15 protein-coding genes and 1 tRNA gene are annotated in these 14,375 nt (G+C 70.6%); 10 read left to right on the forward strand and 6 right to left on the reverse strand.

Annotated elements, in window-relative coordinates:
• Positions 1–20: 20 nt before the first annotated feature.
• Both AB0P25_RS17065 and AB0P25_RS17070 read right to left on the reverse strand, forming a co-directional pair.
• A tRNA-Val gene (locus AB0P25_RS17065) sits at positions 21–96 on the reverse strand.
• A 34-nt stretch (positions 97–130) separates the two neighbouring features.
• Positions 131–601 carry a peroxiredoxin gene (locus AB0P25_RS17070; RefSeq protein ID WP_363808954.1) on the reverse strand — a complete coding sequence of 157 codons (471 nt, stop codon included), beginning with the start codon at positions 599–601 and terminating at the stop codon, positions 131–133.
• Between the two features lie 157 nt (positions 602–758).
• Between AB0P25_RS17070 and aceE the strand changes: the two genes are divergently transcribed.
• From aceE to AB0P25_RS17100, 6 genes are all read left to right on the forward strand, one after another.
• Positions 759–3,485, forward strand: coding sequence for a pyruvate dehydrogenase (acetyl-transferring), homodimeric type (gene aceE, locus AB0P25_RS17075; protein WP_363808955.1), 2,727 nt, complete (start codon positions 759–761; stop codon positions 3,483–3,485).
• Between the two features lie 22 nt (positions 3,486–3,507).
• Positions 3,508–4,707 carry a helix-turn-helix domain-containing protein gene (locus tag AB0P25_RS17080; protein WP_363809339.1) on the forward strand — a complete coding sequence of 400 codons (1,200 nt, stop codon included), beginning with the start codon at positions 3,508–3,510 and terminating at the stop codon, positions 4,705–4,707.
• A gap of 84 nt (positions 4,708–4,791) precedes the next feature.
• A complete protein-coding gene (locus tag AB0P25_RS17085) occupies positions 4,792–5,712 on the forward strand; it encodes an ACP S-malonyltransferase (RefSeq protein WP_363808957.1) in 921 nt (306 codons plus the stop codon).
• Complete coding sequence (locus tag AB0P25_RS17090; RefSeq protein ID WP_363808958.1) at positions 5,712–6,716, forward strand: beta-ketoacyl-ACP synthase III; 1,005 nt, start codon at positions 5,712–5,714, stop codon at positions 6,714–6,716. Before AB0P25_RS17085 ends, AB0P25_RS17090 begins: the two co-directional genes overlap by 1 nt.
• 44 nt (positions 6,717–6,760) lie before the next feature.
• Positions 6,761–7,012 carry an acyl carrier protein gene (locus AB0P25_RS17095; protein WP_021765217.1) on the forward strand — a complete coding sequence of 84 codons (252 nt, stop codon included), beginning with the start codon at positions 6,761–6,763 and terminating at the stop codon, positions 7,010–7,012.
• A gap of 105 nt (positions 7,013–7,117) precedes the next feature.
• Positions 7,118–8,353 (forward strand): beta-ketoacyl-[acyl-carrier-protein] synthase family protein, encoded by a 1,236-nt coding sequence (locus AB0P25_RS17100; RefSeq protein WP_363808959.1) that lies wholly within the window; start codon positions 7,118–7,120, stop codon positions 8,351–8,353.
• Between the two features lie 102 nt (positions 8,354–8,455).
• On the opposite strand, the gene AB0P25_RS17105 is transcribed toward AB0P25_RS17100, so the two are convergent.
• A complete protein-coding gene (locus AB0P25_RS17105; RefSeq protein WP_064108971.1) occupies positions 8,456–8,959 on the reverse strand; it encodes a DUF3145 domain-containing protein in 504 nt (167 codons plus the stop codon).
• A 187-nt stretch (positions 8,960–9,146) separates the two neighbouring features.
• On the opposite strand from AB0P25_RS17105, the gene AB0P25_RS17110 reads away from it, so the two are divergent.
• The gene (locus AB0P25_RS17110; RefSeq protein WP_363808960.1) at positions 9,147–9,734 is read left to right on the forward strand and encodes a PadR family transcriptional regulator; all 588 of its coding nucleotides are present in this window, start codon (positions 9,147–9,149) and stop codon (positions 9,732–9,734) included.
• Positions 9,735–9,883: 149 nt separating this feature from the next.
• On the opposite strand, the gene AB0P25_RS17115 is transcribed toward AB0P25_RS17110, so the two are convergent.
• Complete coding sequence (locus tag AB0P25_RS17115) at positions 9,884–10,723, reverse strand: DUF1684 domain-containing protein (RefSeq protein WP_363808961.1); 840 nt, start codon at positions 10,721–10,723, stop codon at positions 9,884–9,886.
• Between the two features lie 67 nt (positions 10,724–10,790).
• Positions 10,791–12,494, reverse strand: coding sequence for a bifunctional 3'-5' exonuclease/DNA polymerase (locus AB0P25_RS17120; RefSeq protein WP_363808962.1), 1,704 nt, complete (start codon positions 12,492–12,494; stop codon positions 10,791–10,793).
• A gap of 110 nt (positions 12,495–12,604) precedes the next feature.
• Here AB0P25_RS17120 and AB0P25_RS17125 point away from each other — a divergent pair, with 110 nt between their 5' ends.
• On the forward strand, positions 12,605–12,940 hold the full coding sequence (locus AB0P25_RS17125) for a hypothetical protein (protein ID WP_363808963.1): 336 nt from the start codon (positions 12,605–12,607) through the stop codon (positions 12,938–12,940).
• 10 nt (positions 12,941–12,950) lie between these two features.
• Here the strand turns inward: AB0P25_RS17125 and AB0P25_RS17130 are convergent, their stop codons facing one another.
• Positions 12,951–13,409, reverse strand: coding sequence for an NUDIX domain-containing protein (locus AB0P25_RS17130; protein WP_363808964.1), 459 nt, complete (start codon positions 13,407–13,409; stop codon positions 12,951–12,953).
• A gap of 50 nt (positions 13,410–13,459) precedes the next feature.
• On the opposite strand from AB0P25_RS17130, the gene AB0P25_RS17135 reads away from it, so the two are divergent.
• Both AB0P25_RS17135 and AB0P25_RS17140 read left to right on the forward strand, forming a co-directional pair.
• Positions 13,460–13,939: an NUDIX domain-containing protein gene (locus AB0P25_RS17135; RefSeq protein WP_363808965.1), complete on the forward strand. Its 480-nt coding sequence runs from the start codon at positions 13,460–13,462 to the stop codon at positions 13,937–13,939.
• Positions 13,940–13,999: 60 nt separating this feature from the next.
• Positions 14,000–14,362 carry a hypothetical protein gene (locus AB0P25_RS17140; RefSeq protein ID WP_363808966.1) on the forward strand — a complete coding sequence of 121 codons (363 nt, stop codon included), beginning with the start codon at positions 14,000–14,002 and terminating at the stop codon, positions 14,360–14,362.
• The last annotated feature ends 13 nt before the right edge of the window (positions 14,363–14,375 follow it).

Genomic DNA, 14,375 nt, shown 5'->3' on the forward strand with positions numbered 1-14,375 from the left:
AACCGGCGACGATGCGGTGATGGTGGGCCCTGCCGGGATCGAACCGACGACATCCACGGTGTAAACGTGGCGCTCTACCAGCTGAGCTAAAGGCCCGGGATGGGGATGCCGACCAGCCTAGTGGACGGGGTCAGACGTGCGCCGGGAGGCGGTCGAGCGCGGCGCGGTACGACTCGATCGAGCGGGCCTCGCCGGGTGCCGTGATGAACGACGCGCGGATGATGCCGCGCTCGTCGATGAGGAAGGTCGCGCGGTTCGCGAAGCCCTTCTCGGGGAGGAACACCCCGTACTCCTTCGCGATCTCGCCATGCGGCCAGAAGTCGGCCAGCAGCGAGAACGAGTAGCCCTCCTGCTCCGCCCACGCCCGCAGCGTGTACTTGGAGTCGACGGAGATCGCCAGCAGCTCCACGCGGTGGTCCTCGAACAGGGCGAGGTTGTCGCGCAGCGCGCACAGCTCGCCGGTGCAGGTTCCCGAGAACGCGAGCGGGAAGAAGACGAGCGCGACCGCCTTGCGGCCACGGAAGTCGCTGAGCCGAACGGTCTCGCCGTACTGGTTCAGCAGCTCGAAGTCGGGTGCCTGGGTGTCGTTCTCAAGAGCCACGAGGAGACAGCATAAACCTGTCCGATCCGAGCGCCAACCATGCGGTCAACAGCGAACCCGGAGTGCGGCTAGGCTGAAGGATGGTGTCCACGCTTGTCGAGAACCGACAGCCCAGCGGCACGTCCACGATCCATCCGACACAAGAAAGAGGTCGAGGGTGACTGTAAACGACCAGGACCCGTACTCGGTGAACAACATCGATTCGGACCCGGAGGAGACCGCCGAGTGGCGGGAATCCCTCGACCAACTGGTTGCGGCCCATGGCCACGAGCGTGCTCGCGAGATCATGCTCAGCCTGCTGAAGCGCTCGTCCGAGCTGCACCTCGGCGTCCCGATGGTCCCGACGACGGACTACATCAACACCATCTCCGCCGAGGATGAGCCCGCCTTCCCCGGTGACGAGGAGATCGAGCGCCGCTACCGCGCCTGGATCCGCTGGAACGCGGCCATCATGGTGCACCGTGCGCAGCGCCCCGGCATCGCCGTCGGCGGCCACCTCTCCAGCTACGCCTCCAGCGCGACCCTCTTCGAGGTCGGCTTCAACCACTTCTTCCGCGGCCAGGACCACCCCGGCGGCGGCGACCAGGTCTTCTTCCAGGGCCACGCCTCCCCCGGCGTCTACGCCCGCGCGTTCCTCGAGGGCCGGCTCAGCACCGACCAGCTCGACGGCTTCCGCCAGGAGAAGTCCCACGCCGGCGGCGGCCTCTCCAGCTACCCGCACCCGCGCCTCATGCCCGACTTCTGGCAGTTCCCGACCGTGTCGATGGGTCTCGGCCCGATCAACGCGATCTACCAGGCGCAGCTCAACAAGTACCTCACCAACCGCGGCATCAAGGACGCCTCCGACCAGCACGTCTGGGCGTTCCTCGGCGACGGCGAGATGGATGAGGTCGAGTCGCGCGGTCAGCTTCAGGTGGCGGCCAACGAGAAGCTGGACAACCTCACCTTCGTCATCAACGCGAACCTGCAGCGTCTCGACGGCCCGGTCCGCGGCAACGGCAAGATCATCCAGGAGCTGGAGAGCTACTTCCGCGGCGCAGGCTGGAACGTCATCAAGGTGATCTGGGGCCGCGAGTGGGACGACCTGCTCGCCCGCGACACCGACGGCGCCCTGGTCAACCTCATGAACCAGACGCCGGACGGCGACTACCAGACCTACAAGACCGAGAACGGCGCGTTCGTGCGCGAGAACTTCTTCGGTCGCGACCCGCGCACGCTCGAGCTCGTCAAGGACTACAGCGACGACCAGGTGTGGGGCCTCAAGCGCGGCGGCCACGACTACCGCAAGGTCTACGCGGCCTTCAAGGCGGCCGTGGAGCACAAGGGGCAGCCGACGGTCATCATCGCCAAGACCATCAAGGGCTACGGACTCGGTCCGTCGTTCGAGGGCCGCAACGCGACCCACCAGATGAAGAAGATGACGCTCGACAACCTGAAGGCGTTCCGCGACGCGATGCGCATCCCGGTGTCCGACGCCCAGCTCGAAGAGAACCCGTACCTCCCGCCGTACTACAACCCCGGCGCCGAGGACGAGACCATCGAGTACCTGCACGAGCGCCGCCGCGACCTCGGCGGGTACGTCCCGGAGCGCCGCGCGAAGTACACGCAGCTCAACCTGCCGGAGGACAACTCCTACGCGATCGCGAAGAAGGGCTCCGGCACGCAGGAGGTCGCCACGACGATGGCGTTCGTCCGCCTGCTGAAGGACCTGCTGCGGTCGAAGGACTTCGGCCACCGCATCGTCCCGATCATCCCGGACGAGGCCCGCACCTTCGGCATGGACGCGTTCTTCCCGAACGCGAAGATCTACAACCCGAACGGCCAGAACTACACGTCGGTCGACCGCGAACTGCTCCTCGCCTACAAGGAGAGCCCTCAGGGCCAGATCATCCACGTCGGCATCAACGAGGCGGGCGCGCTGGCCGCGTTCACCAACGTCGGAACGTCGTACTCGACCCAGGGCGAGCCGCTGATCCCGGTCTACGTCTTCTACTCGATGTTCGGCTTCCAGCGCACCGGTGACGCCATGTGGGCGGCGGGCGACCAGATGGCGCGCGGCTTCCTCATCGGCGCCACCGCCGGCCGCACCACGCTGACCGGAGAGGGCCTGCAGCACGCCGACGGCCACTCCCCGCTGCTCGCCTCGACCAACCCGGCGGTCGTGTCGTACGACCCCGCGTACGGCTACGAGATCGGCCACATCGTGCGCGCCGGCCTCGAGCGGATGTACGGAGGGAACCACCCCGACCCGAACGTCATGTACTACCTCACGGTGTACAACGAGCCGATCGTGCAGCCGGCCGAGCCCGAGGGTGTGGATGTGGACGGCATCGTCCGCGGCATCCACCGCCTCCGTCCCGCCGACAATCAGGGCCCGAAGGCTCAGCTGCTCGCCTCCGGCGTCTCGGTGCCGTGGGCGCTCGAGGCCCAGCAGCTGCTGGCGCAGGACTGGGGCGTCTCGGCCGACGTGTGGAGCGTCACCTCGTGGGGCGAGCTGCGCCGCGACGGCCTCCGCGCCGACGAGCACAACTTCCTCTACCCGCAGCAGGAGAAGCAGGTGCCGTATGTCACCCGCAAGCTCCAGGACGCCGAGGGCCCGTTCGTGGCTGTGAGCGACTACGAGCACGCCGTGCCGGACCAGATCCGTCCGTTCGTGCCCGGCGAGTACGCCACGCTCGGCGCCGACGGCTTCGGGTTCTCGGACACGCGCCCGGCCGCCCGTCGCTTCTTCAAGATCGACGGTCCCTCGATCGTGGTCCGCACGCTCGAGCTGCTGGCGGCTCGCGGCCAGGTGGACCCGAACGCTCCGGCTTGGGCGATCGAGAAGTACCTCCTGCACGACGTCAACGCCGGCACCACCGGCTCCGCGGGCGGCGAGGCGTAACACCGCCGTGGCAGGGAGCCAGGTGGAGAGGACGAAGCCCGAGACGCTCGCGTGGCTGCGCAAGATCTCGGGTGAGCTGGCCACGACCACGCTCAAGAAGCTCGAGGACACCCTTCCCTGGTACCGCGACATGCCACCGGGCCGGCGCAGCGCCGTCGGCCTGGTGGCTCAGGCGGGCATCTCGTCGTTCATCTCCTGGTACGACGACCCGCGGTCCACGCCGTGGATCGCCGCCGACGTGTTCGGCGCGGCCCCGCGTGAGCTGCTGCGCAGCGTGAGCCTGCAGCAGACCCTCCAGCTGATCAAGATCACGGTGGAGGTCGTCGAGGAGCGGGTCAAGTCGGCGGGCGGCGAGGACCTGCGGGAGGCGATCCTGCTGTACTCGCGCGAGATCGCGTTCGCGGCCGCCGACGTCTACGCCCGCGCCGCCGAGGCCCGCGGTTTGTGGGACGCCCGGCTGGAGGCGCTGGTCGTCGACAGCATCCTGACCGGTGAGTACGACGACGAGCTGCCCAGCCGCATCGCCGCCCTCGGCTGGCACGGGCACGGCGAGGTCAGCGTCCTCGTCGGCACCGCGCCGAAGATGCTCGACGTCGACCAGCTGCGGCGGACCGCCCGGCACATGTCGGCGGATGTGCTGATCGGCGTACAGGGCAGCCGGCTCGTCCTCGTGATCGGCCGCGCATGGCCGAGCGACAGCACCCCGGACGACGCGATCGGCCCGGCGCCGGTCGTCTCGTTCCTCGAGATCGCGACCCAGCTGGAGCCCGGCTTCGGACCCGGCCACCTGGTGCTCGGCCACGAGGTCCCCAGCCTGGTGGACGCGTCCAAGAGCGCGAAGGCGGCCCTCGCCGGCTTCGCGGTCGCCAAGGCGTGGCGCAACTGCCCGCGGCCGGTGCACGCCGACGACCTGCTGCCGGAGCGGGCGCTCGCGGGCGACGGCCTGGCCCGGGCGACGTTGATCAGCCGCATCTACCGCCCGCTGCAGGCGTACTCGTCGGAGCTGCTGACGACGCTCTGGTGCTACCTCGACAACGGCCGCTCGCTCGAGGCGACGGCGCGCGAGCTCTTCGTGCACCCGAACACCGTCCGGTACCGGCTCAAGCGCGTGTCCGAGGTCATCGGCTGGGACGCGACCGGCGCGCGCGAGGCGCTGATCCTGCAGGCGGCGCTCATCGTGGGCTCGATCAACGAGCCGGACTCGCCGCGCCGCGGCGGCTGAGTTGTAGACAACCACAAGCATTTTCCGAATACTTCGTATCCATCCGACACATCCGCCTGGCGGAAGATTGGCAGACTGGAAACCGTGATCGTCATCGTGTGCCCGGGGCAGGGATCCCAGACCCCGGGCTTCCTCGAGCCCTGGCTCGCCGAATCCTCGTTCCGCGATCAGCTCACCGGCATCTCCGACGCGGTCGGCATCGACCTGGTCGCGCACGGCACCGTGAGCGACGCCGACACCATCCGCGACACCGCGGTGGCGCAGCCGCTCATCGTCTCGGCGGGCCTGCTGACGCTGTCCGCCCTGTTCGCCGACGGACGCCGTGAGCGCGTCGGCGGGATCGCGGGCCACTCGGTCGGCGAGCTGACCGCTGCGGCCGGCGCCGGTGTGCTGAGCGAGACCGATGCGGTCGCGTTCGTGCGCGAGCGCGGCGCCGCGATGGCGAAGGCGGCCGCCGAGGTGCAGACCGGCATGAGCGCCGTCATCGGTGCGGACGGGGCCGAGCTGCTGGCGCGCCTCGACGAGCTGGGCCTCTCCCCCGCCAACTACAACGGCGGCGGCCAGATCGTCGTCGCGGGAGCCCTGGACGCGCTGGCCCAGCTGTCCGAGAACCCGCCGGCCCGTGCGCGCGTCATCCCGCTGCAGGTCGCCGGTGCGTTCCACACGCGCTACATGGCCCCGGCCGTTCCCGCGCTCGAGGAGTTCGCGTCCACGCTGACGACGAACGACCCGACCCTGCGCCTGTGGACCAACAAGGACGGCTCCGAGGTGACCGACGGCGCCGAGTTCCTGCGCCTGCTCGTCGGCCAGGTCTCGTCGCCGGTGCGCTGGGACCTCGACATGAAGGCGTTCGAGGAGGCCGGCGTCACCGGTCTCATCGAGGTCGCCCCGGCGGGCGCGCTCGTCGGCCTCGCCAAGCGCGGCCTCAAGGGCGTCCCGACCGTCGCCATCAAGACCCCCGACGACCTGCCGGCCGCCTTCGACCTCATCGACCAGGAGGCCTGATGACCCACCCCACGCTGCAGCAGTCGCACGGACCCCAGTACACCCGCATCCTCTCGATCGGCGCCGCCCGCGGCGACCTCGTCGTGCCGAACGACGACCTCGTTGGCCCGATCAACTCCTCCGACGAGTGGATCCGGCAGCGCACCGGCATCATCACCCGCACGCGGGCCAGCCACGACATCCTCGCCGTCGACCTCGCCACCGAGGCCTCGAAGGAGGCCATCGCGAAGTCGGGCGTCGACCCGTCGCTCATCGACGCGGTGATCGTCGCCACCATCTCGAACGTGCAGCAGACGCCCTCGCTCGCCGCCGTGCTCGCCGACCGCGTCGGGTCGAACCCGGCCGCCGCCTACGACATGAACGCGGCCTGCGCCGGATACACCTACGGCATCGCGCAGGCGGATGCGCTCATCCGCGCGGGCGTCGCCCACTACGCGCTCGTCGTCGGCGCCGAGAAGCTGTCCGACGTCGTCGACCCGACCGACCGCACCATCTCGTTCCTCCTGGGCGACGGCGCGGGCGCCGTGGTGATCGGCCCGAGCGAGTACCCGGGCATCTCCAAGACGGTGTGGGGCTCCGACGGCTCCAAGGCCGACGCGGTCGGGATGAACGGCACGCTCACCGAGTTCCGCGACGGCGAGAAGGAGTGGCCCACGCTGCGCCAGGAGGGCCAGACGGTCTTCCGCTGGGCGGTGTGGGAGATGGCGAAGGTCGCCAAGCGCGCCCTGGACGAGGCCGGGGTCGCCCCCGACCAGCTCGCCGCGTTCATCCCGCACCAGGCGAACATGCGCATCGTCGACGAGTTCGCCAAGCAGCTCAAGCTGCCGGAGACCGTCGCGATCGCGCGCGACATCGAGACGACGGGCAACACGTCGGCCGCCTCCATCCCCCTCGCGACCCATCGACTGCTCCAGGAACGCCCGGAGCTGAGCGGCGGACTGGCGCTCCAGATCGGCTTCGGCGCGGGTCTGGTCTTCGGCGCCCAGGTCGTCGTGCTGCCCTAGACTGTTTCCCGGTCACAACGACACCCCCTCAAGGAGAGAAAACCATGGCATTGTCCACCGAAGAAGTTCTTGCCGGCCTGGCCGAGCTCATCAACGACGAGACCGGCATCGCGACCGACACGGTTGAGCTGGACAAGTCGTTCACGGACGACCTCGACATCGACTCGATCTCGATGATGACCATCGTGGTCAACGCCGAGGACAAGTTCGACGTCAAGATCCCCGACGAGGAGGTCAAGAACCTCAAGACCGTCGGAGACGCGGTCGAGTTCATCGTCAAGGCGCAGGACGCCTAAGGCTCAGGCCTGATTTCTCCGCGCGGGCGGCGCTCCCCCGAGTCGCCGCCCGCGCGTGCGGGAGCGCTCTGACTCCCGCGACTCCACTCACAGAGAGTTGCCGTTATGACCAAGAAGATCGTCGTCACCGGCGTGGGCGCATCGTCGCCGCTCGGTGGCACCGCCCCTGAGAGCTGGGCCGCGCTGCTCGCCGGCGAGTCCGGAGCCCGCACCCTCGAGCACGACTGGGTCGCCCAGTACGAGCTCCCCGTCACCTTCGCCGCCGAGGCCAAGGTGCGCCCGGAAGAGGTGCTGGAGCGTCCCGTCGCCAAGCGCCTCGACCCCTCCAGCCAGTTCGCCCTGATCTCCGCCATGGAGGCGTGGGAGGACGCCGGCCGTCCCGACGTCGCGCCCGAACGTCTGGGCGTGGACTACGCCACCGGCATCGGCGGCGTCTGGACGCTGCTCGACGCCTGGGACACCCTCCGCGACCGCGGCGCGCGTCGCGTGCTGCCGATGACCGTGCCGATGCTCATGCCGAACGCGGCCTCCGCGGCCGTCTCCATGCACTTCGAGGCACGTGCGTTCGCCCGCACCGTCGCCTCCGCGTGCGCCTCGAGCACCGAGTCCCTTGTCAACGCCTACGAGCACCTGCAGGCGGGTCTCGCCGACGTGGTCATCGCGGGCGGCACCGAGTCGGCCATCCACCCCATCACCGTCGCGTCGTTCTCGTCGATGCAGGCCCTGTCGCGCCGCAACGACGACCCGGCGCACGCCTCCCGGCCGTACAGCGTGGACCGTGACGGCTTCGTCATGGGCGAAGGCGCGGCCAGCCTCGTGCTCGAGACCGAGGAGCACGCGCTCGCCCGCGGCGCCCGCATCTACGCGGAGCTCGCCGGCGGCGGCGTGACCGCCGACTCGTACCACATCACCGCGAACGACCCCGAGGGCCGCGGAGCCAGCCGCGCCGTCCACCTGGCGTTGCGCCAGGCGGGTGCGACACCCGACGACGTCACCCACATCAACGCGCACGCGACGAGCACTCCGGTCGGCGACCCGTCCGAGTACGTCGCCCTGCGCGAGGTGTTCGGAGACCGGGTGCACGGCATCCCGGTGTCGGCCACGAAGGCGTCCACCGGCCACCTGCTCGGCGGCACCGGCGCGCTGGAGGCGGTGTTCACGATCTTCGCGATCCGCGACCGCCAGGCGCCGCCCACGATCAACATCACCGAGATGGACCCGGCCATCCCGCTGCAGGTGAAGGGCGAGCCGCAGCCGCTCGGCGACGGCGCGCAGCTGGCAATCAGCAACTCGTTCGGCTTCGGCGGCCACAACGCCGTCGCCGCGTTCCGCAGCTACTGATCCGCACCGCACAGCAGAAGGCCCCGGTCACGCGACCGGGGCCTTCTGCGTGTCACCGCGCGCGGGCGGCCGGAGCCGGGCCCGCCGCGGGAGGTGTGCGCGTCAGCCGACGTTGTGCAGCCAGATGACCGAGGTGTCGTCGTGCGCGTGCCGGAACGGCTCCAACTCGTCGTCCCACGCCTGACCGAGGGCGAGCCGCAGCTCGCGGTGCAGCTCGAGGGCGTTGGCGCCGGCGATCTCCATGGCGTAACGGATGCGGTCCTCCGGCACCACCATGTTGCCGGCCGTGTCGACCTGGGCGAAGAAGATGCCGAGATCGGGCGTGTGCATCCACCGGCCGCCGTCGGTGCCGTGCCCGGCGTCCTCGGTGACCTCATAGCGCAGGTGCTCCCACCCGCGGAGCGCCGAAGCCAGACGCGCACCGGTGCCCGCGGGGCCGTCCCAGAAGAACTCGGTCCGCTGGGCGCCCTTCAGCACGGGCTGCGTCTCCCAGGTGAAGTTGACCGCGCGACCCAGGGCACGACCCGCCGCCCACTCGATGTGGGGGCAGAGCGCGCTGGGAGAGGAGTGCACGTAGAGCACCCCTCGAGCTGCGTGTGCCGACATGATTCTCCTCCGTTCGTTGGTGCGTCTTCCCCTACGACCAGGAACGGGATGGAGTGCTTCGGCGTATGAAATTGGACGCGCTCACGCGCGTTGCCACGATTATGCCTGAGAACCGCGGGGAGTTACAAGATTGTGATTCGGCGATTCGGTCGCCTGGCGAATGCCGGAGCGGAATAGCATACCGAGTATGTCGGTGCAGAACGGTTTCCTGGCGCTGCTGACGCAGGGCCCCGCCTACGGCTCGCAGCTCCAGAGCGAGTTCCTTTGCCGGGCGGCGCACCGGCGCCAGCTCAATCCCGGGCAGGTCTACTCGACGCTCGACCGCATGACGGACCAGGGTCTGGTCGGGTCGGCGGGGGCGACGGAGGACGGCCTCCCCCTGTACGAGCTGACCGACGCGGGCCGCGAGGCGGCCGAGGCATGGCTGGGGGCCGGTCCGGCGGACGGGCGTCCGGATTGGGACGAGATGCAGGACCAGGTTCTCATCGCCGCGTCGCTCGACGGGGTGGACGCGCTGCGCATCGTGGACGGTTACCGCGCCGCGTACGCCGAGCGCATCCGGTATCTCTCCCACGAGGCCGACTCACGGGCGCTGCTCGCCGCGAACCGCGCGGCCGAATTAGGCGCGAAAGCGGCCATCGAGTGGTTGGACGAGGTCACCGCGATGCTCGCGGCGCATCCCGGCGCGCTGGTGCAGCCCCGTTCGCCCGAGCGGCCACGGCGCGGCCGCCGTCCGGCGCGGGACGCCGACGTCGAGGCGGCCGCCGCGGACTAGCGCGTCTGCGACGTCGTGGCCGCCACCGCTCCACGACGGCCGTGCGAAAGGGAGGATGTTGCGTGCGACACGCCGCCCTCAGATGCGAAACGGAGGGGATCCAGTCCGGCGGGCGGACCGAGTCCTCCGTTTCGCGCGACCCGGGATGGTCAGTGCAGCAGCTCGCCCTGCTTGTTCAGGACGTTCTTCTCGCCCGCCTCGATCGGCACCGCGAAGCGGTTCTGCGCCGGCGGCAGCGGGCAGTTGAAGTTGTAGCTGAAGGCGCACGGCGGCAGCACGGCGAGGTTGAAGTCGAGGGTGACCGTGCCGTCCTCGTTCGGGACGACGAACAGGAAGCGCCCGACCGAGTACGTGCTGTCGCCGTTCGTGGTGTCCGCGAAGACCAGCTGCAGCGCGCGGCCGGCCTTGAACGCGGCGAGGTTGTAGTCGACGCCGTCCTTGGTGAAGGTGATCTCGCCCGGGATGACCATGTCGCGGGTCGCGCCGTCGTCCTTCAGATGCTCGAAGCCGATGGTCTTGCCGCCCTCGATCGGGGTGAACGCCGCCTGAATGATCCAGTCCGGGTTGAACGCGAAGGCGTCGATGGAGCCGAAGTTCTGGATGTCCTCGGAGTTCGCGTCCCACACCCGCAGCGCGTAGTCGCCGGCCTCGCTGGCGATGACGAACCCGGTCTGCGTGTCGCTGAAGCGGATCGCGGACGGGTTGGGGTCGTCCTTGCCGCGGACGATCGCGGAGCCGTCGACGAGCACGTCGTCGACGAAGATGTTGTCCGTCGCCTGCGCGGTGACCTTGAGACCCGACTGGCCCGTAGGCAGCGGCGACCAGAGTCCCGGGACGCCCCATACCGGCTGCTCCGACTCCGGGTCGCCGGTGATCCACTGGGTGTTCACGAGGGCGAGGTTGCCCTGCGGTGCGGTGACCGCCTGCTCGCGGCGCGCGCGGTAGCGGGCCAGGACGGCGTTCGGGTCGGTCTGCACGGTGTCGGTCATGGTGTCCATCCTCGGTCAGGTCGTAGGTCGTAACCAACTCCGACACTCGGGCATTCCTGGCGGTCCGTCATTTGGCCTGTCCGTAGTCGTCGACGATCGCGGCGGTGACCGGGAACTCGACCGGGAAGCCGCCGAACAGCAGCCGCCCGGCCTGCGCGGCCGACGCGCGCACGGCGTCGGCGACGTCGTCGGCGAGTTCGGCCGGCGTGTGGACGATGACCTCGTCGTGCAGGAAGTACACGAGGTGGGGCGACTCCGTCAGCGGCGCCTCCGGGGCCAGGGCGGTCAGCCGGTTGCGCAACTCGGCCATCCAGCACAGCGCCCACTCGGCGGCGCTCGCCTGCACCACGAAGTTGCGGGTGAAGCGGCCCCAGTCACGGGCGAGCGTACGGGCCCGGCGCTCGTCGGCCGAGGTCGACTCGGCGCCGAAGGCGGCCGACTGCGCGACCGCCCACTGCCGGCCCGGGAGCGGAGAGGAGCGTCCGAGCCGCGATGTCACCTTCTCGCCGCGCTCCCCCGCGCGCGCCGCGTCCTCGACCAGCCGGACGGCGCGCGGGAACGCCCGCTGCAGGCGCGGCATCAGCCGCCCGCTCTCCCCCGACGTCGCGCCGTACATCGCGCCGAGCATGGCGACCTTGGCGTGCGCCCGCTCCTCCACAGCGCCGGAGGCGACGATCCCCTCGTACAGGTCCTTGCCGCGTCCCGCCGCCGCCATGGCCTGGTCGGCGGAGAGCCCGGTGAGGACGCGCGGCTCGAGTTGGGCCGCATCGGCCACCACGAGCTTCCACCCGGGATCGGCGACGACCGCCGCGCGCACCTGTTTCGGCAGCTGCAGCGCCCCGCCGCCGCGCGTGGCCCAGCGGCCGGTCACCACCCCGCCGGGGACGTAGTCGGGCCGGAACCGGCCGTCGCGCACCCAGGCGTCGAGCCACGTCCATCCGTTGGCCGTCAGCAGCCGCGAGAGCTTCTTGTACCGGAGCAGCGGCTCGATGACGGGATGCTCCAGGCGCTTCAGCTCCCAGGACCGCGTGGAGGTTGCCATGATCCCGGCGCGGTGCAACGCCTTGAGCAGGTCGGGCGGGCTGTCCGGGTTGAGGTCGGGCGCATCCAGCTGGGCCCGGAGCTCGCGGACCAGCTCTTCGAGCACCACAGGGCGGCCGTAGGACGGGCGCGGCCCGAGCAGGCCGGACAGCAGCTCGTCGTGGCGCGCGGCGCTGTACGGGAGCCCGGCATGCTGCAGCTCGACGCCGATCAGGGCGCCGGCGGACTCGGCCGCCAGCAGCAGGCGCAGCCGGCGCGGGTCGGCGCTGCGGGCCACCGCGTCCTCCTGCGCCTCGAACTCGGCGCGGACGGAGCGGGCTGGCACGGCCCGGGACGGTTCGGGCTCCTCGAAGTCGAACAGCGCGGTGTGGGCGGGAACCGTGGTTTCGACCGGGTCGGCCATCGCATCCCAGGGGCCCGGATCCGCGGTGGCCAGCGGGGTTCCGGCGGTCAGCGTGGAGTTGCGCAGGATGGTGTGGCACAGCCGCAGGTCGACGCAGCGCTCGACGCGCACTCCGGCGGCCAGTAGGGGCGGATACCAGGCGCGGGTGTCGTCCCAGACCCACCGCGGACGGTCGGCTCCGCGCTCCTCGGCGGCGACGAACGCGGGAACCGCGGCGTCGCCGACGAGCTCCGGCTGCTCCCCTGCCACCGACTCCTCGGCCGCCGCGCGAGTGAGACGCGTGACGAGCACCCGCCCGGGCGCGGCGCGTTCGAGGAGGATGTGCACGCATCCATTCTCCGGCCCGCCGCCGACACCGGCGCGTCGCTTGCCAACCGGGTCGGCCCGTGAGGATAATTCATCCAACGACGATGCCGACCCGAAAGGCATGATCGACGATGACCGTATACCTGCATGACAGTCAGGGTGTGTGGATAGCGTTCCGGACCGACCCGAGGTCCCGGGACCTGTTCAATCCGGATGGCGACTGGATCGGCTGGTTCCCCTGGGGCGATGACGATGCCGTCACGCCCGACGGGGAGTACCTGGGCACGATCCGCGGCGACCGGCTGTTCGCCCAGAGCTCGCACTCCTACCGAGGCTCCCCCGGCTATCCCGGCGCGCCCGCCTACCCCGGCGCCGCGCCGTATCCCGGGGCCGCGTCGTACACGGGCCTCCCGGACGGCTGCGACGACGTCGCCGGCACGTTCCTCTGGCCGCGACTCGCGTCCTGACGCGCCTCGCTCAGTCCGAGAGGGCGGTGAGGCGCGCCCGGAGGGACGGCCAGGACGCCGCGAAACCGGGATGCAGGGGAAGGCCGACGACCTCGTCGACGGGCACCCAGCGCAGCTCGATGCTCTCCACATCCGCCATGTGCGGCTCGAACGCGCGCACGGCCTGGGCGACGACGGTGGTGTACGACCAGAAACCGAGATCGAGCACGCTCTCGAACAGGACGCGAACGGCGTCGGCGGGCACGGCGGCCTCCTCCGCGGCCTCCCGCAGCGCCCCCTCCACCGCGGTCTCGTCCGCGTGACGCGCGCCCCCGGGCAGCCCCCACGTGCCGCCGAAGTGGCTCCAATCGGCCCGGTGCTGCAGCAGCACCCCGCGCCGCAGGTCGTGCACGAGCAGCCCGGCCGCGCCGAACCGGCCCCAGAACCGCTGGCCGTCCGGCCCTTCCACCCACGCGTCACCCGAGTCCACGTTCCCACGTTAGTCGCGCGGGACCGCCGATGCGGTGGGAGGCTGGTCGCATGACCGTCCGCAGCGCCGCCATCCTCCTCCACCGCCGCCGCACCGACGTCGAGGTGTACATCGCGCACATGGGTGGGCCGTTCTGGGCGCGGAAGGACGATGGGGCCTGGTCGTTCCCGAAGGGGATCGTCGAGGAGGGCGACCTCGGGGACGAGCTGTCGGCGGCCCGGCGGGAGTTCGCGGAGGAGATCGGCACGCCGCCGCCGGATGCCGACTACATCCCGCTGGGCGAGTTCCGCGGGTCGGGCAAGACGATCGTCGTGTTCGCCGCCGAGAGCGAGTTCGAGCCCGGCGAGGTGCGCAGCAACACCTTCGAGCTGGAATGGCCTCCGCGCTCGGGGCGTCGGCAGGAGTTCCCGGAGGTGGACGACGCACGCTGGTTCCCGATCGACGTCGCACGCACCAAGCTGACGAAAGCGCAGCGGCCCATTCTGGATGCGCTGCTCGCGCGACGCGAGCGCGACGCCGAAATGCCCTAGTCCCCGCAGCCTTCCACGCCCGTATGCTCAGCCCCACAGGCGAGACCCGAGGGAGGGGCCGTGGCGAAGAGCAAGGCCGAGAAGGCCGCCGAGAAGGCGCTGGACACCGCGCGGGTCGCGGTCGGGGAGGCCGAGAAGGCCGTCCACAAGCTCGACAAGAAGACCAAGCGCGACGCCGAGGACCTGCGGGACCGGCTGGAGGCGGCCGCCAAGGACGCCAAGAAGGCCGTCCGCCGCGCCAAGAAGACGGCCGATGACGCCCGAGCGTCCGCGAAGTCCGTGGCCGAGCACGTGGCCGTACCCGCATCCCACACCGGCATCCCGACGTTCCGCGAGCTCCGCGACCGCGCGAAGGCCCGAGGCATCCAGGGCTACTCCCGCATGAACAAGGCGCAGCTGCTGCACGCGCTCGGCGAGGGATGACGGCGCAGCCCCG

Origin of the sequence: Leifsonia sp. NPDC077715 (genome assembly GCF_040686855.1) — a bacterium.
Taxonomy (GTDB): domain Bacteria; phylum Actinomycetota; class Actinomycetes; order Actinomycetales; family Microbacteriaceae; genus Leifsonia.